The sequence below is a fragment of the Methylosinus sp. genome (assembly GCF_036560965.1).
In the GTDB taxonomy this organism is placed as follows: Bacteria; Pseudomonadota; Alphaproteobacteria; order Rhizobiales; family Beijerinckiaceae; genus Methylosinus.
In genome coordinates this window covers 19,744-36,826 of the sequence record NZ_DATBQF010000062.1, presented here as the reverse complement: position 1 = coordinate 36,826, position 17,083 = coordinate 19,744, and the positions used below count along the sequence as shown (strand labels likewise).

The following is a 17,083-nucleotide window of genomic DNA, read 5'->3' as shown; positions in this document are numbered from 1 at the left end:
CCTTGCTCCTGGCAGGCGCGCGACAGGGAGCCGCGCCGATTTGACACGTCGGCGCATATTTCCGCCCTGCCGCGCTCTGCTTCGAGACGAAAGGCGTCGATCATGCGTATCAGTGCGACGATTCTGTCAGCGGCCTTGCTGGCCGCGCTCTCCGGCCTTCCCACCGCGTCCTTCGCCGGCGCGCGCGGACCGGTCGTCATTCGCGGGCTCGGCCCCGATGATTTCTCACCGCGGGCCGCCGCCGATTTCCGGCCGATTCACCCTGCCCGCTCGGCGCGCCGCTGGCGGGAGCCGGAGCCGGCCTATGCACGCGCTGCAATGGCGCCGCAGCGTTACGACCGCGTCGCGGCGGAAGAGGATGCGGCGGCGTGGCCGCGGCCGATCAGAGCGCGCTATCGCGCCAATGAATTCGCTCCCCCGCCCTCTATCGAGCCGGCCTATTATCCGCAGAGCAATCCTTACGATCGCAGCTATCGCCCCGGCGCCTATACGGCGGCCGATCCGGTTCCTCCGCGGCCCGCGCCGGGCTATGGCTATTTTCTCGACGAGGGGCCATTCCCCGCGGCGAGATGAGTCGGCGAAACGACGCCGCCCGCGAAGCGCAACTCGAAACGGACGCATTGATCGGCTTTGACGTCACACGTCGGTTCTCGGCCAGACGAGCCATGTGGGAGACGCCATGACCATGCTGACCCGGCGCGCCTTTCTGCGGGGCGCGCTCGCCGGCGCGGCTTCCGCCTTCGCGGGGGCCGCCTATGCGTTCGGCTATGGGCCGCTGCAGGCGCCGCGCGTCGCCCGCTATCGCGTCGCGCCGTCCAACTGGCCGAAGGGCTTCGCCCTGGAGATCGCGGCGCTCTCCGATCTCCACGCCTGCGATCCCTGGATGTCGATCGAGCGCATCGACGCCATTGTCGATCGGATGAACGCGCTCCGGCCCGACGTCATCGTGCTGCTCGGCGACTATGTCGCCGGACTGCATCATTTCGCCACGCCGATTCCGTCGGCGCAATGGGCGCGCGCGCTCGCGCGTCTCAGGGCGCCGCTCGGCGTCCATGCGATCCTCGGCAATCACGACATGTGGGACGATCGCAAGGTTCGGCGCCACGGCGGCGGCGCGGCTCCCGCGCGCATCGCGCTCGAGGACAATTCGATTCCCGTCTATGAAAATCAGGCCGTGCGTCTGGCGCATGGCGACCGCTCGTTCTGGCTGGCCGGCCTCGCCGATCAATATGCGATTCCGGTCGGACGCCGCCGATGGAAGGGGCTCGACGATCTGCCGGCGACGCTCGCCGCCGTCACGACCGACGATCCCGTCATCCTATTGGCGCATGAGCCCGACATTTTTCCGCAAGTGCCGGAGCGCGTCGCTCTGACGCTCTGCGGACATACGCATGGCGGACAGGTGCGGCTCTTCGGCTGGGCGCCGATCGTGCCCTCGCGCTTCGGCAATCGCTATGTCTATGGACATATCGTCGAGGACGAGAAGCATCTCGTCGTCTCCGGCGGATTGGGATGCACAGGGCTTCCGGTGCGCTTCGGCGCGCCGCCGGAAGTTCTACACATTCGGGTCGAGGCGCCGGCGGCGTGACGCGCCGGCGCGTCCTTATTCGCCGGCCGCCTTCAGCTTCTCGCCGCTCTGGCTGCGCGCCAGCAATTCGGTGAGCGCGCGGCGATACTCGACCGGCATCACCTTGCGGAACTTCGGCTTGTAGCTCTCCCAATCGTCGAGGATCGCGCGCGCGCGCGTCGAGCCCGTGTAGCGCAGATGATTGGAGACGAGATGCTTCAGGCGCTCGGCGTCGAAGCGCGTCATATCGGTCATCACATCGACGCGGCCATGCTGCTCGAGATCGCCGCTCTGATGATAGGCCTGCGTCATCGCGGCCTCCTCGTCGCGCAGCGGCTCGAGATCGACCATGGCGAGATTGCAGCGCTCGGCGAAGCCGCCGTCCTCATCCAGCACATAGGCCACGCCGCCCGACATGCCGGCTGCGAAATTGCGGCCGGTCTGACCCAGCACGACGACGACGCCGCCGGTCATATATTCGCAGCCGTGATCGCCGACGCCCTCGACGACGGCATAGGCGCCCGAATTGCGCACGGCGAAACGCTCGCCGGCGACGCCGCGCAGATAGGCCTCGCCGGCGATCGCGCCATAGAGCACCGTATTGCCGACGATGATCGATTTTTCCGGAATGATCTGCTTGGCCTCGCGCGAGGGATAGACGATGACCTTGCCGCCCGAGAGGCCCTTGCCGACATAGTCGTTCGCCTCGCCCTCGAGCCGCAGCGTCACGCCGCGCGCGAGAAAGGCGCCGAAGCTCTGCCCCGCCGTGCCGGTCGCGCGAATGTCGATCGTGTCCTCGGGCAGGCCGGCATGGCCATAGATGCGCGCCACCTCGCCCGACAGCATCGCGCCGGTCGAGCGATCGACATTGCGGATCGCCGTCTCGATGGACGTCTTCGCGCCGCGATCGATCGAGGCGCGCGCCGCCTCGATGAGTCTATTGTCCAGAACCTTGTCGAGCCCGTGATCCTGCATGAAGCTGTGACGGATCGCGGCGCCCTCGCCCGCCGGCTTGTGGAACAGCTTCGAGAAGTCGAGACCCTTCGCCTTCCAATGGGCGAGCGCCATCTCCTTGTCGAGCATCTGCATCTGGCCGATCAGCTCCTCGAAACGGCGATAGCCCATCGCCGCCATCAGCTCGCGAACTTCCTCGGCGACGAAGAAGAAGAAGTTGATGACATGCTCGGGCTGGCCGACGAAGCGCTTGCGCAGCACCGGGTCCTGCGTCGCGACGCCGACGGGGCAAGTGTTGAGATGGCATTTGCGCATCATCACGCAACCGGCGGCGATCAGCGGCGCCGTCGCGAAGCCGAACTCGTCCGCTCCCAGCAGCGCGCCGACGACGACGTCGCGGCCGGTGCGCAAGCCGCCGTCGACCTGCACCGCGATGCGCGCGCGCAGACCGTTCAGCACCAGCGTCTGATGCGTCTCGGCGAGGCCGATCTCCCACGGGCTGCCGGCGTGCTTGATGGAGGTGAGCGGCGAGGCGCCCGTGCCGCCGTCATAGCCCGAGATCGTCACATGATCGGCGCGGCCCTTGGAGACGCCGGCGGCGACCGTGCCGACGCCCACTTCGGAGACGAGCTTCACCGACACATTGGCGCGCGGATTGACGTTCTTCAAATCGAAGATCAGCTGCGCCAAATCCTCGATCGAATAAATGTCGTGATGCGGCGGCGGCGAGATGAGGCCGACGCCCGGCGTCGAATGACGCACCTTGGCGATCACCGCATCGACCTTGTCGCCGGGCAATTGTCCGCCTTCGCCGGGCTTCGCGCCCTGCGCCATCTTGATCTGGATCATGTCGGAATTGACGAGATATTCCGCCGTCACGCCGAAACGCCCAGACGCCACCTGCTTGATCGCCGAGCGCGCGCTGTCGCCATTGGGCAGCGGCTTGAAGCGCTCCGGCTCCTCGCCGCCCTCGCCCGTGTTGGATTTTCCGCCGATGCGATTCATCGCAATGGCGAGCGTCGTATGCGCCTCGCGCGAGATGGAGCCGAAGGACATGGCGCCGGTGGAGAAACGCTTGACGAGCTCATTCGCCGGCTCGACCTCGTCGAGCGGAACGGGCGCGCGTCCATCCTCCTCCGCCGTCTTGACGCGGAACAGGCCGCGCAGATTGAGCAGCTTCTCGTCCTGCTCGTTCAGATGCTGCGCGAAGGCGCGATATTTGTCCTGCGCATTGGCGCGCACGGCGTGCTGCAGCAGCGACACCGTATGCGGCGTCCAGCTATGCGCCTCGCCACGAATGCGGAAGGCGTAATCGCCGCCGACATCCAGCGCGTCGCGATAGATCGCCACATCGCCGAAAGCGTCCTTGTGACGGCGCACCGTCTCGGCCGCGATCTCGTCCAGGCCGACGCCCTCGACGCGCGTCGTCGTGCCGCGGAAGAATTCGTCGATGAAGCTCTGCGCGAGGCCGACGGCGTCGAAGATCTGCCCGCCGCAATAGGATTGATAGGTCGAGATGCCCATCTTCGACATGACCTTCAGAAGGCCCTTGTCGACCGCCTTGATGAAGCGCTTGATCGCCGTAGGGCCGTCGACGTCGGCCGGAAATTCGTCGGTCGAAGCCTCCAGCGTCTCGAAGGCGAGATAGGGGTTGATCGCCTCGGCGCCGAAGCCTGCGAGCAGCGCGAAATGATGCACCTCACGCGCTTCGCCGGTCTCGACGACGAGGCCGACCGAGGTGCGCAGGCCGCGGCGAATGAGATGATGATGCACGGCCGCGGTGGCGAGCAGCGCCGGAATCGGAATGCGATCCGGCCCCACCATGCGGTCGGAGAGGATGATGATGTTATAGCCGCCGTTCACCGCCTTTTCGGCGCGCTCGCCGAGCCGGTTCAGCGCCTCGCGCAGACCGGCCGCGCCGGTCGTGGCGCCATAGGTGATGTCCAGCGTCTTGGTGTCGAAGCTGTCTTCGATATGGCCGATGCAGCGGATCTTCTCGAGGTCCTCATTGGTGAGGATGGGCTGACGCACCTCGAGCCGCTTGCGCTTCGCCGAACCTTCGTGATCGAGAATGTTCGGGCGCGGGCCGATGAAGGAGACGAGGCTCATCACCAATTCCTCGCGGATCGGATCGATCGGCGGATTGGTGACCTGCGCGAAATTCTGCTTGAAATAGGTGTAGATCAGCTTCGGCTTGTCGGAGAGCGCCGAGATGGGCGTATCCGTGCCCATGGAGCCGACCGCCTCCTGGCCGGTGACGGCCATGGGGAAGAGCAGCAGATCGAGCTCCTCCTGCGAATAGCCGAAGGCCTGCTGGCGATTGAGCAAGGACACATCGGCGCGCGAGGCGCGCGGCTCGACGGGCTTCAAATCCTCGAGCACGATCTGCGTGCGCTCGAGCCATTGCTTGTAGGGATGCGAGGAGGCCAGCTCCTTCTTGATCTCGTCGTCGGAGACGATGCGTCCCTGCTCGAGATCGACGAGCAGCATCTTGCCCGGCTGCAGCCGCCATTTCTGGACGATCTTCTCCTGCGGGATCGGCAGCACGCCCATCTCGGAGGCCATCACGACGAGCCCGTCCTCGGTCACGAGATAGCGCGCCGGGCGCAGGCCGTTGCGATCCAGCGTCGCGCCGATCTGTCGGCCGTCGGTGAAGGCCATGGCCGCCGGCCCGTCCCAGGGCTCCATCAGCGCCGCGTGATATTCGTAGAAGGCCTTGCGTTCGGCGTCCATCAGCGGATTGCCGGACCAGGCCTCGGGGATCAGCATCATCACCGCATGGGCGAGCGGATAGCCGCCCTGCACGAGAAACTCGAGCGCATTGTCGAAGCAGGCGGTGTCCGACTGCCCCTCATAGGAGATCGGCCACAGCTTTTCGATGTCGTTGCCGAACAGCGGCGAGGCGACCGAGGCCTGCCGCGCCGCCATCCAGTTGAGATTGCCGCGCAGCGTGTTGATCTCGCCATTATGCGCGACGAAGCGATACGGATGCGCGAGCCGCCACGACGGGAACGTGTTGGTGGCGAAGCGCTGATGCACCAGCGCCAGGGCGCTGATGAAGCGCGGGTCTTTCAGATCGAGGAAATATTCGCCGAGCTGCGAGACCAGCACCATGCCCTTGTAGACGATGGTCTGCGACGACACCGAGACGGAGTAATGCTCGCGGGCGACGGGCCCGCGCGCATAGATTTCATTGGAGGCCGTCTTGCGCGCCAGATAGAGGCGGCGCTCGAAATCGACATCGTCGGTCACCGAGGGGCCGCGGCCGAAGAAGACCTGCCCATGCACCGGCTCGACCGCCTTCACCGCCGCGCCGAGATCGCTCGAATCGACCGGCGTGTCGCGCCAGCCGAGCACGACGAGATCTTGGCTCGTGGCGGCCGCCTCGATGAGCTCCTTCGCCTTGGCGCGCTCCGCGTGGTCGCGTGTGAGGAAGAACTGGCCGATGGCGTAATGGCCGGGCTCCGGCAGCGCGAAACCGAGCTTGGCGCATTCCTCCGCGAAGAAGCCGTGCGGAATCTGCACGAGAATGCCGCAGCCGTCGCCGAGCTTGGGATCGGCGCCCACGGCGCCGCGATGATCGAGATTGAGAAGGATCTGCAGACCCATCTCGACGATCTCGTGGCTCTTGGCGTTGTGCAGATCGGCGACGAAGCCGACGCCGCAGGAGTCGTGCTCCTTGGACGGATCGTAGAGGCCCTGAGCCTGCGGCAGGAGGGGGTCTCTGGCGTCGATCGCGGTCATGGCGGCGTCTCCCGGGCGAGTCCGGAGGCGGCTCGGCCCGATCGCCGCGCCTGCGTCCCCGTCCCCTGTCGTCGAATTCATCGATTAGCTCCGCGACGCGCGAATGCGTCATCGGAGGAGAATGGTCAGCAAGGCTGACATATCAGCGGGAAATATTGTTGCCAGATTTACGCGCAGCACACAAGCAATCTGCCTCCACAAAACCGAAATCCCGGCGCATTCCGCCCGCCGAACGCGCCGTCCGCGTCCAAAGCTCGCCGCATTGGTCGCGGAAGCTCCGCTGTCGAGACGGGGGCGGATGATCAATGACGATGTGGAGCGGTTCATGACGCTATCGAGACTGCGGCCGAAGCTCTTGCGGCCGAAGCTCTTGCTCGCCCTCGCGAGCCTCGCGCCGTTCGCGGCCGCGACGCCGGCTGCGGCGGATTTCTTCTTTCGGCCCTTCGGCTACGCCTTTCACCAGCCGATTCCGGAGCCCGCGCCGAACGCCTCGCCGCGGGCGATCGCCGGAATCCTCGAGGAAGAGGGTTTTCACCTCGTCGGCGCCCTCGGCCGCCGCGGCGATCAGGTGGTGGCGACCGGCGTCGACCGCCGCGGACGCTACCGGCGCTTCCTCATCGACCCCTATGAGGGCGAGATTTTGAGATCCTGGCGCGTCGGGCCGGAGATCGTCCACGAGGCGCCGGGCTATGGCGACGCGCCGCCCGCCGCCTATCGCGGCGCACCGCCGGTCGACCCCTATGACGGGCGGCGGACCGGCGCGGTCGACGATCCTCTGGTCGTGCCGGGTCTCGGCGCCGAGCCGCGCCGTCCCGCCCCGCAATCTGCGCCGACGCCCCGGCGGGCGGAGACGCCGGGCCGGACCCATGCCGCCGCCCGGCCAGACGGCCCCGAGACGCAGCGCATTCCTCATGCCCCGCCCTCGCAGGCGACCAAGCCGCCGGCGCGACCGACGCCGATGCAATCCGCCGCGCCGCATAGCGCCGAAAAGCCGGCCTGGCCCAAACCCGCCTCCGCGCGGCCCGGCGAGCGCAAGGTCCCGGCGCAACAGCAATCCGGACCGGCCCCCGCGACCGGCGCCGCGCCGACGCCGCCCTCCGAGCCGAAAGCCCCGACGCCTCCACAGGAGACGACGCCTCACGCCGCCGCGCCCGCCCCGGAGCCGTCCGCCGCCATCGGCCATCAGCAGGCCGCTCCTGCTCCCCAGACCGCGGCGCCCCCGACCGCTGCTCCCCAGACCGCTGCGCCGACGGCCGCGAGCCCCGCGCCTTCGCCGCCCGCCAATCCGGTGTCGGCGGAACAGACCAAGGCGCCGCCGACGGGCGAGCCGCCCACGTCCACGCCGACGCCCACGCCCACGCCCGGCGGCTGACCAAAAAAAGAGGCGTCCCACGGGGACGCCTCGATTTTTCAGCGCCTATCGAAGGCCGATCAGGCGGCCTTGGCGTCGATCGTCTGCGCCGGAGCGCCGCCGCCGATCTCGATGCGGCGCGGCTTCTGCGCCTCGGGAATCTGGCGGACCAGATCGACATGCAGCAGGCCATTGGCGAGGGTCGCTCCGGTCACGACGACGTGATCGGCGAGCTGGAAGCGCCGCTCGAAGGCTCGCGCCGCAATGCCTTGATGCAGGATTTCGCGTTTGACGCCGGTCTCGGGCGCGGGTTCCTTGGCGCCCTTGATGGTCAGCGTGTTCTCGCGCGTCTCGATCGACAGATCTTCTTGCGCGAAGCCGGCCACGGCCAGGGTCACGCGATAGGCGTTCTCGCCCGTGCGCTCGATATTATAAGGGGGATAGGCGGGAGCCGCCTCCGGGCCCGCGCCCTGGTCGAGCAGGGAAAACAGGCGGTCGAAGCCGACGGTCGAGCGATACAGCGGGGAGAGATCGAAGTGACGCATGACATGTCCTCCTAGAAGCGACAGTGGAGCGCGAGGGGCATCGTCCCCGCTCGCGCCGGGGATGAAGCGCGTCCGCTACGGCCCGCGCTGAAATTGATGTGGGAACGCGTTTCGCGCCATGCAAGAGGCGCCGACGATGGGCTGGTGTCGCAAATTTGTGACGGGGCCCGAGTTTTTCACCGCGAGCGCGACGATTTCATTGACGGCGGAAATTTCCCGGCTCTAGGGTCGCGCATGGCGAACGGCTCAATGTCATGCACCCCCGTGGCGAGACGCATGTTCGTCTCGACGCTGGCGCTTTGCCTTTTCGCGCTGCAGGCTTTGTTCACCGCCGCCATCGCCCGAGCGCATGCGCCGGCGGACGCTCCCGGCGTTTCCGCCTCCGCCTATTGCGAGCCGCATAGGGACGGCGCGCCGCCGGCCGAGCGCGATCACTCCCCTTGCTGCATTCTCTGCGTCGCCGGACGCGACGCCCCGCCGCTCGCGGCGCCGGAGGGCCAGGAGCCGGCTTTCGCTTTTCCCGTGTTCTCCACCGTCCCGCTCGCTCGAGGCCGGGCGGCGCCGGCGGAGCGCGAGCCGGTCGGCTGGGCGAGCTCCTGGTCGTCGCGCGCCCCTCCCCTCGCCTGATCCGCTCCTCGCCTGATCCGCGCCGTGTTTCCGCGGCCCTTTTCGACATGAGGAAAGACAGACCGGACGCCGCTCTCGGCGCCCGGCGGACGCCTCGACGGATGGCGCCATGCCCGGCAGCAAATTGCCCGACGGCAAATTCACCTCCCTGCGCGATCTATTCGCGCGCACGCAGCGCGAGCTGACGCGGCTGCTGGCGCGGCGCGTCGGCCCCGATCACGCCCCGGACATCGTCCAGGAGGCGTTCCTGCGCGTCATGCATCGCAATATGACGGAGGAGATCGCCGATCCCCCCGCCTATCTGCGCCGCACGGCCGTCAATCTGGCGATGGATTTTTCGCGCCGGCGCAGGCTGGAGACGAAGATTTTCGTCGCCGACGCCGACGCCTGCGACACGCCTTCCGAGGAGGCCACCGCCGAGCAGCGGCTCGACGCGGACCAGCGCGCGCGCCTGCTCGCCGAGGCGATCGAGACGCTGCCGCCCAAATGCCGGGAGGTCTTCGTCCTGCGCATGCACGAGGATGTCCCGCAGGACGAGATCGCGCGGCGTCTCGGCATTTCCCGCAATATGGTGGATCGGCATTTGCGCATCGCCATTCGTCGCTGCCGAAATGCGGCGCGATAAAAAATCGGCGGCGGCGCATCCCTTTTCGCGCCCTCGTTCGTCTGTAAGTGTGAGGAGCGAGTTGCGACCGATGACCGGCGGCCCGAACGACGACCGCGAGCCCGACGAATCGACCGACGCCGAAGACGCCGCCGTCGCCTGGTGGGTGAGGCGCGACGGCGGCCGGCTGTCCGCCATCGAGAGCGCCGCTTTCGAGGCCTGGCTCGCCGATTCCGCCAACGCCGCGGCCTTCGAGGAGATTTGCGCGCTATTGGGCGACGTGCGGGCGCTGAAGCCCCGCCGCGCCGCCGCCCCGACGCAGGCGCCGAGACGACGCCGATGGGCCGCGGCGGCGGCGCTGGCCGCCTCGCTGGCGGCGCTGGCGTGCTTCGACGATCTGCGTCTCCTCTGGAGCGCCGATTTCCGCACCGCCACCGGCGAGACGCGCATCATCGGCCTGGCGGACGGATCGAAGGTCCAGCTCGGCGCGAGATCGGCGATCGCGGTGCATTACGCCGCCGGGAGGCGCGCGCTGACGCTGCTCGAAGGCGAGGCTTTTTTCGAGGTCGCGGCGGACGCGACGCGGCCTTTCGTCGTGACGGCGGCGGGCGGCGCGGTGACGGCGCTCGGCACCTCTTTCGACATCGCGCTCGAGGGGGGCGGCGCGCGCGTGACCGTCGCCGAGCACAAAGTCTCCGTCGCGAGCCGCGGCGAGACGACGCTGGTCGAAGAAGGCCGCCAATGCGACTTCGGACCGGCGGCGCCGGCGAGCGCGCCCGTCCCCGTCGCCGTGCGGGACGAGACCGCCTGGCGACGCGGCAAGCTGATCTTCGTGGATCGCCCGCTCGGCGAGGTCGTCGACATTCTCGCGCGCTATCACCACGGCTATGTGCTGGCGCCGAGCGCCGCCGTCCGCAAGCTGCGCGTCACCGGAGTGTTCGACGCGGCCGATCCGATCGGCGCGCTGCGCGCGATCGAAGCCTCGCTCGATCTCGATGCGATTCACATCGGCGACTATTTCGTGGTGCTGCGCGGATGAGACGGAACGCCGCATCCTGCGCTGAGTTTTTTTCGTCGTCCGGACGTGCGTGTTTGCGCGCTCCATTCGTCAGAGTTCACAGAGGGACAGTTTCGTCCCTGCTGAGAACTCGGAGAGCGGCGGATGAGGCGGCGATTTTTTTGTCTCGAGAATAAGAACATGGGCGCGACAGCGATAGCGACGGCTCTGAGCGCTCTCGTCCTCGGGCAGGAGGCGCCGGCCATCGCGCATGTCGCAATGCCGGAGGCCGAGCTCTCCGCCGCCGTGCGCAGCTATGAGATTCCGCCGGGCTCCATCGCCTTCGCGCTCAATCGCCTCGCCGACGCCACGGGCGCGCAGCTCGTCTACAAATCGCGGCTGACGCGCGATCTCACGACGCGCGGACTCTCCGGCGCCTTCACGCTGGAAGACGCGCTCGATCGTCTGCTCGCGGGAACCGGCATCGGCTATCGTCTCGCGCGCGATGGACGCAGCGTCGCCATCGTGCTCGCGCAGAACCAGACCGTGCGCAACGACGCCGGCGCCGTTCCGCTGCCGCCGATCGACATAGCGGCGGAGCGCGAGCGTGCGCTGCGCGCGGCCACACGCCACGCCGATGGACCCTTCACGCCGATCGGCGCGACGCAAATCAGCGGCGAGACGCTCGATGCGCGGCGTCCCGACGCCAGCGACGCGGCGCAGCTTCTCTACGGGGCGCCGGGCGTCGATCTCTATGAGGCGGGCGGCGTGTCGCGTCTTCCCGCATTGCACGGCCTCGCCGACGACCGCATCAAGATTCTGCTCGGCGGCGCCGAGATCACCTCGGCCTGCGCCAATCACATGAATCCGCCGCTCTCCTATATCGATCCGAGCAATGTCGGAAAGATCGAGGTTCTCTCCGGCGTGACGCCGGTGAGCAAGGGCGGCGATTCGATCGCGGGCACGATTTCAGTCGAGCCGAAGCCCCCTATCTTCGCAAATCCGCGCGTCGCGGCGCCCGGCCCGTCCATCGCGCCGGGCGTCATCGCCTCCGGCTCGGTCTCTGGATTCTTCCGCAGCTCCAACAGCGGCTTCGGCGTCTCGGGAACGGCGAATGTCGCCACCGAGCATTTCAGCCTGCTCTACAATGGCGGCTACACGCGCGGCTCCGATTATCACTCGGGCGACAATGGCCCCAAGGTTCTCTCCACCGGATTCATCTCCGAAAATCATTCGGCGACGCTCGCCTATCAGAACGACGGACATCTCTTCACGCTGAGGGGCGGATATCAGAACATCCCCTATCAGGGCTTCGTCAATCAGCGCATGGATATGACCTATAATCGCGGCTACTCCGTCGACGCCGGCTATGAAGGCGCGTTCGACTGGGGAAAGCTCGAGGCGCGCGCCTTCTGGCATCATACGGCGCATAAGATGGGCTTCCTCTACGACAAGCAGCCCGCCAATATGCCGATGAACGCCTCCGGGACGGACTATGGCTATCTGGTGAAGGCCGCCATTCCGCTCGACGCCTCCAATCTGCTGCGCATCGGCAATGAATTCCACGGCTATCATCTGAACGACTGGTGGCCGCCGATCGTCGGCAGCATGATGATGGGTCCGGGAACCTATTGGAACATCAATGGCGGCCAGCGTGATCGCATCGGCACATTCGCGGAATGGGAAGCGAAATGGGCGCCGCAATGGACGACGGTGCTCGGCGTGCGCAACGACATCGTGTGGATGAGCACGGGCGACGCCAGCGCCTATGATCCGCGCAATCCCATCCCGATGGGCATGATGGGCATGTCCAATCCAGACGCGACGGCGGCGCGCGCCTTCAACGCCCGCAGCCATGCGCGCACCGACGTCAATTTCGACATGACGGCGCTCCTACGCTATCAGGCGGATGAGACGAGCGCCTATGAGCTCGGCTATTCGCGCAAGACGCGCTCGCCCAATCTCTATGAGCGCTATGTGTTCGGCGTCGGCGGCATGGCGAGCAGCATGATCGGCTGGTTCGGCGACGCCAATGGCTATGTCGGCAATCCCGATCTGAAGCCGGAGGTCGCGCATACGGTGAGCTTCACCGCCGCCTGGCGCGACCCGGTCGATCATGATTGGGAAGCGAAGGCGACGCCCTACTTCAGCTATGTCGAGAATTTCATCGACGCCGATCGCGTCGGCGGCTTCGCCGACAAGAATGGCAGCTGGTTCCCGATCCTGCAGTTCCGCAATCACAAGGCGGAGCTCTATGGCTTCGATCTCTCCGGCCGCGGCAAGCTGTACGAGGCGGCGGACGTGGGCCGCTTCACGCTCTCGGGCGTGATCGGCTATGTCTATGGCGAGAATCTCGATCGCGGCGACGGGCTCTATCACATCATGCCGCTCAACGCGCGTTTCGCGCTGGAGCACAAGCTCGGCGGCTGGAGCAGCGCCGTCGAGCTGCAGCTCGTCGACAGCAAGACGCATGTGAGCACGGCGCGCAATGAATTGAGGACGCCCTCCTATGGGCTCGTCAATCTGCGCACCAGCTATGAATGGGACGCTTTCCGCATCGATCTCGGCGTCACCAATGTCGCCGATGTGCGCTACTACTCGCCGCTCGGCGGATTCGATTACGCGGACTACAAGAAGACCAGCATGCCCGGAGCCGTGCCCGGCCCCGGCCGCTCCTATTATGCGGGCATGACGGTGAAATTCTGACCCGCCGCCTTTTGCGCGGTCGGACGAGAAATGCGATAGACGGGACGAAAGGCGCGCGCAGCGTCTTTCGCTCCGGCCGCAGCAGGACCGCCAGACATGCCGCTCACCGAACCAAAGCTCTTCGCGACGCCGAACAATCCCGCGCCGCCCAATGCGAAGGTCTTCGCCATTCGCACGGCGGACGGACGCATGTTGCGCGCCGCGAGCTTTTCGCCGCCACGCGGCGCGATCGGCACGGTCGCGCTGTTCCAAGGCCGCGCGGAGTTCATCGAGAAATATTTCGAGACGATCAACGATCTGCTCGCGCGCGACTTTCATGTGGTGACGCTGGATTGGCGCGGACAGGGCGGCTCGGAGCGCGACCTTTCCGATCCGCGCAAGGGCCATGTCGACGATTTCGCGCTCTATCAGCGCGATCTCGACGCCTTCATCACCGATGTTCTGGCGCTCGAATGCCCCTCGCCCTGGCATGCGCTGGCCCATTCCATGGGCGGCGCCATTCTGCTCGACCGCGCCCATTCGGCGCGCTCGCCCTTCGATCGTGTGATCGTCGCGGCGCCGATGATCGATTTCGAAGGCATGCGCTTTCCGATCGGCGCGCGCGCGATCGCCGACACGCTCGACATGTTCGGGCTCGGCGCGATGTATGTGCCGGGCGGCGGTCCGAAATCGCTCGAGGAGCTGCCCTTCGAGAGCAATCGGCTGACCTCCGACCCCGCGCGCTTCACCCGCAACGCCGATGTGGTGCGCGCCTCGCCGCAACTGGCGGTCGGCGATCCGACCGTCGGCTGGGCCAACGCCGCCTTCCGCCTGATGAAGCAATTCGCCGCGCCCGAATACGCCCGCGCCGTGCGCACGCCGGTGATGGCCTTTCTCTGCGGACGCGACCGCATCGTATCCTCGCGCGCGATCGAGCGCTTCTCGCAGCGGCTTCCGGTCGCGAGCCTCATAGCGGTTCCCGGCGCGCGTCATGAATTGCTGATGGAGCGCGACGAATTGCGCGAGCAGTTCTGGGCGGCCTTCGACGCTTTCGTTCCCGGCGAGGCGGTGGATCGCGCCTGAGCGCCGCGATCATTCGAAGCCGGATCATTCGAAGGCTGTCTGAAACCGCACGATCGCCCGCGCCACCGGCCGCGTCGGCAGATAGCAGAAGGAATTCGTGGCGATCTTCGCCTCTTTGCAATGCTCGTGGTCGACGTTCCATTCATAGCCGAGCCGCTCCATGCAGCCGACGATATGATCGTGCAGCACGCGGCTGTTCTTGTGCCGCTCGTCGGGCAGCTTGGACTCGCTGTCGAGCTCGCAATCGGTCACGTCGATCTTCAGCCCGGCGAAATAGCGCCCGCTACTGCTGCTGGTCACGAAGACGAGCTCGGTGGCGACGATGAAGGCGAGGCCGATCGCGAAGGCGACGCGCGCTTTGAACTTGCTGTCGAAATAATCGATCCCGATGAAGGACAGACCGCCGAGCGCCAGAAGCGCGCCCCCGAGAATCAGCGTCAGCGGAGCCACGAAGGCGGATATGTCCTCGTTCATCGGTGCGTCTCCCGTCTGGTCCCGACGGGGCGCCGCCTTCCCCTCAGTCTCGAGGTCAAATGGAGCAAGAACTCCAAACGGCAAGCGCCCCGCGGGCGGAGAGAGACCTTAGCCGCGCCGTCGCGCCCGGGCTATTCGAATCTCAGCTGGAATGCAGTGATGGTGCGGTCGAAGCCGCTCGCCGGCAGATAGCAATAGGGATTGGTGGCGACCGGCGCGTCCTTGCAATTGCGATGCGTCGGCGACCATTCATAGCCGGCCTCCTGCATGCAGCCGAGGATGTGCTTGTGAATGATGTGGGCGTCGCCGCCGAGACGCGCCTCCGGATGCGCCGATTCGCCCTCGAGCTCGCAAACGGAGGTCTGCACCTGCTGCGCCTTGAAGAAGGAGACGCTGCTGCCGGCGAGCACGACCTCCAGCGCCGCGATAATGAAGCCGCCGATCACAAGCGCCACGATCGCCTGGAATTGCGACCGCAGAAATTTGATGTCGATGAAGAAGAGACCGCCCACGGCGATCAGCCCGCATCCGATGACGAGAGCGAAGGGAGTGATGAAAACCGAGAGATCCTGATTCATAGCCGTACTCCTGCATATCGAGCGCGAACGCCCTCGTTCGATGATCTCGCGATCATCGGTTTCAGCAGGAGTCATCAGCCTTTTCGGCGGTTATAGGGGGCACCCCATCCCCTGGCGCGACGGCTTTCGCCTCCGCGACCTTATGTAGCGAAATCGATACAGAAAGGCGGCGACGACGTCAATCCGCCGGAGGACGGCTCGCTGGATCGGCAGCGGGAACGATCATTTCGCTTCGGCGAGCCCCAGCGCCTTGGGACCATTCTGCGCCGCAGCCGGCTCGCCGCGTGTGGCGGCGGCGATCGTCACGCCCGATTCGCCGCCTGCCGCGGCCGCGATCGCCTCGGGCGTATCGGAGAGAAAGGCGGCGAGCGCGGCGGCTCCGCGCGCCGCGACCTCGGCGAGCGCCCTGTCGTCGAGCAGCGTCCAGGGATCGCCATCGCCCCGCACGGCGATCTCGTCGGTCAGACGACGGGCGCGCCGTCCATTGCGGTCGAAGACGTCGAAGACATAGGCGAAGCGCGTCGTCCCCTCCGCGCCCGCATAGGCGGTGAGATAGAAGCGCAAACGATAGGCGGCGTCCGGCTCTCCGGCGGAGCCGATGTCGCGGCTCTCCGCGGCGCGGGCGAAGACCGGGCGGAACCGAGCGAGCGCCGCTTCGGGCGCGCCTTCGAAACTGGTGAGCGCCACCGGCGCGCCGCGCGGGCTGACGCCGGGACGCGGCGCCGGACGTTGCCGCTGGGCGAGCTGCTCGGGACGCGGATGGCCGATCTCCACCGCCGTGTCGACGCAGCCGGCGAGCATGGCGGCTCCGAAAGCCGCGCAAAGCGGCGCGCCGAAGCGTCGGGCGGAGCGTTTCAGGTCGCGCATCGTCTCCGACTCCCTCCGCCGCATGATGTATGAATTGCTAACGATGATCGGCGCGGCGGTCCAGCCCCGCATTCCCCATCCGCAATTCCCTGCGTCTCCTTTCGCGCCGCCTTTTCGCCTCACTCGCGCCATCGACCGCATCGACGATCAAGCTCACGTTAACCTTACCGACATTCGATGCGCCGCAGCGGGGCGCGCAAAGCTTTCGTCAAGGTTGACGGAACCTTCGTTTAACCCCTGCGCGGATAGGACTGGCGACAGTAGAGCCGTCGTCAGAGGAGTTTCGAGGACATGGCATTCGTTACCGCCGCGCGCGCCCTGCGCTTCGCCGTCGCCCTGCTGGCGGCGGTCTCGCTCGCCGCCTGCGCCAAGAACGCCGAGGACGAAAACGCCGCGCTCGCCGGCGCCAATGGCCGCGGCGGCTATGCGGCGCCCGGAAGCCCGCAGGATTTCGTCGTCAATGTCGGCGACCGCGTCTATTTCGAGACCGATTCGAGCGAGCTGACGCCGACCGCGCAGGCCACCCTCGACAAGCAGGCCGACTGGCTGACGCGCTATGGGCGCTATTCCTTCACCGTGGAAGGCCATGCCGACGAGCGTGGCACGCGCGAATATAATTTCGCGCTCGGCGCCCGCCGCGCCGAAGTGGTGAAAAGCTACCTCGCCTCGCGCGGGCTGGCGGCGCCGCGCATCCGCACGATCAGCTATGGCAAGGAGCGGCCGGTCGCCGTCTGCGACGACATTTCCTGCTGGTCGCAGAACCGCCGCGCCGTGACGGTGCTCTCGGGCGGCAATTCCTGACGCCAAAATGCGCCAGGGCGAGCCCCGGCGCTCGTCCTCGACTCCAAAATGCGCCAGGGCGAAGCCCCGGCGCTTGCATCCTCGGCCCTGATGCGGCATGAGAAGCCCGACGGCGCGCCGTCCCGCAGGAGTGTAGCTCAATCGGCTAGAGCACCGGTCTCCAAAACCGGGGGTTGGGGGTTCGAGCCCCTCCACTCCTGCCATTC

At 66.9% G+C, this 17,083-nt stretch carries 14 protein-coding genes, 1 tRNA gene and 1 riboswitch; of the genes, 10 read left to right on the top strand and 5 right to left on the bottom strand.

All coding sequences use genetic code 11. From position 1 onward, the window contains the following. Nucleotides 1-102 precede the first annotated feature (102 nt). Together VIF40_RS16315 and VIF40_RS16310 are read left to right on the top strand one after the other, a co-directional pair. Nucleotides 103-573, top strand: a complete 471-nt coding sequence (locus tag VIF40_RS16315) for a hypothetical protein (protein ID WP_331938568.1) — start codon at nucleotides 103-105, stop codon at nucleotides 571-573. Between the two features lie 112 nt (nucleotides 574-685). Next, nucleotides 686-1,588, top strand: a complete 903-nt coding sequence (locus VIF40_RS16310) for a metallophosphoesterase (protein ID WP_331938666.1) — start codon at nucleotides 686-688, stop codon at nucleotides 1,586-1,588. Nucleotides 1,589-1,603: 15 nt separating this feature from the next. Here the strand turns inward: VIF40_RS16310 and gltB are convergent, their stop codons facing one another. Further along, nucleotides 1,604-6,265 carry a glutamate synthase large subunit gene (gene gltB, locus VIF40_RS16305; protein WP_331938567.1) on the bottom strand — a complete coding sequence of 1,554 codons (4,662 nt, stop codon included), beginning with the start codon at nucleotides 6,263-6,265 and terminating at the stop codon, nucleotides 1,604-1,606. A 325-nt stretch (nucleotides 6,266-6,590) separates the two neighbouring features. On the opposite strand from gltB, the gene VIF40_RS16300 reads away from it, so the two are divergent. Then, nucleotides 6,591-7,637, top strand: coding sequence for a hypothetical protein (locus VIF40_RS16300; RefSeq protein WP_331938566.1), 1,047 nt, complete (start codon nucleotides 6,591-6,593; stop codon nucleotides 7,635-7,637). A 59-nt stretch (nucleotides 7,638-7,696) separates the two neighbouring features. Here VIF40_RS16300 and VIF40_RS16295 read toward each other — a convergent pair whose 3' ends face one another. Continuing rightward, a complete protein-coding gene (locus VIF40_RS16295) occupies nucleotides 7,697-8,161 on the bottom strand; it encodes an Hsp20 family protein (protein ID WP_331938565.1) in 465 nt (154 codons plus the stop codon). Nucleotides 8,162-8,410: 249 nt separating this feature from the next. On the opposite strand from VIF40_RS16295, the gene VIF40_RS16290 reads away from it, so the two are divergent. The 5 genes from VIF40_RS16290 (at nucleotide 8,411) to VIF40_RS16270 (ending at nucleotide 14,157) form a co-directional block, all read left to right on the top strand. After that, a complete protein-coding gene (locus VIF40_RS16290) occupies nucleotides 8,411-8,788 on the top strand; it encodes a hypothetical protein (RefSeq protein WP_331938564.1) in 378 nt (125 codons plus the stop codon). A gap of 109 nt (nucleotides 8,789-8,897) precedes the next feature. Then, nucleotides 8,898-9,413 (top strand): RNA polymerase sigma factor, encoded by a 516-nt coding sequence (locus VIF40_RS16285; protein ID WP_331938563.1) that lies wholly within the window; start codon nucleotides 8,898-8,900, stop codon nucleotides 9,411-9,413. A gap of 70 nt (nucleotides 9,414-9,483) precedes the next feature. Then, nucleotides 9,484-10,431, top strand: coding sequence for a FecR family protein (locus VIF40_RS16280; RefSeq protein ID WP_331938562.1), 948 nt, complete (start codon nucleotides 9,484-9,486; stop codon nucleotides 10,429-10,431). A 159-nt stretch (nucleotides 10,432-10,590) separates the two neighbouring features. After that, nucleotides 10,591-13,095 (top strand): TonB-dependent receptor, encoded by a 2,505-nt coding sequence (locus VIF40_RS16275; RefSeq protein WP_331938561.1) that lies wholly within the window; start codon nucleotides 10,591-10,593, stop codon nucleotides 13,093-13,095. A 96-nt stretch (nucleotides 13,096-13,191) separates the two neighbouring features. After that, nucleotides 13,192-14,157: an alpha/beta hydrolase gene (locus tag VIF40_RS16270; RefSeq protein WP_331938560.1), complete on the top strand. Its 966-nt coding sequence runs from the start codon at nucleotides 13,192-13,194 to the stop codon at nucleotides 14,155-14,157. A 24-nt stretch (nucleotides 14,158-14,181) separates the two neighbouring features. Here the strand turns inward: VIF40_RS16270 and VIF40_RS16265 are convergent, their stop codons facing one another. The 3 genes from VIF40_RS16265 to VIF40_RS16255 form a co-directional block, all read right to left on the bottom strand. After that, on the bottom strand, nucleotides 14,182-14,631 hold the full coding sequence (locus tag VIF40_RS16265) for a hypothetical protein (RefSeq protein ID WP_331938559.1): 450 nt from the start codon (nucleotides 14,629-14,631) through the stop codon (nucleotides 14,182-14,184). A gap of 131 nt (nucleotides 14,632-14,762) precedes the next feature. Then, complete coding sequence (locus VIF40_RS16260; RefSeq protein ID WP_331938558.1) at nucleotides 14,763-15,209, bottom strand: hypothetical protein; 447 nt, start codon at nucleotides 15,207-15,209, stop codon at nucleotides 14,763-14,765. A gap of 58 nt (nucleotides 15,210-15,267) precedes the next feature. Beyond that, nucleotides 15,268-15,330, bottom strand: a riboswitch (Fluoride riboswitch). 101 nt (nucleotides 15,331-15,431) lie between these two features. Next, nucleotides 15,432-16,076, bottom strand: coding sequence for a hypothetical protein (locus VIF40_RS16255; RefSeq protein WP_331938557.1), 645 nt, complete (start codon nucleotides 16,074-16,076; stop codon nucleotides 15,432-15,434). Nucleotides 16,077-16,367: 291 nt separating this feature from the next. Here VIF40_RS16255 and pal point away from each other — a divergent pair, with 291 nt between their 5' ends. Both pal and VIF40_RS16245 read left to right on the top strand, forming a co-directional pair. After that, nucleotides 16,368-16,877 carry a peptidoglycan-associated lipoprotein Pal gene (gene pal / locus VIF40_RS16250; RefSeq protein WP_331938556.1) on the top strand — a complete coding sequence of 170 codons (510 nt, stop codon included), beginning with the start codon at nucleotides 16,368-16,370 and terminating at the stop codon, nucleotides 16,875-16,877. A 126-nt stretch (nucleotides 16,878-17,003) separates the two neighbouring features. Further along, nucleotides 17,004-17,080: transfer RNA gene (locus tag VIF40_RS16245), tRNA-Trp, on the top strand. Nucleotides 17,081-17,083 lie beyond the last annotated feature (3 nt).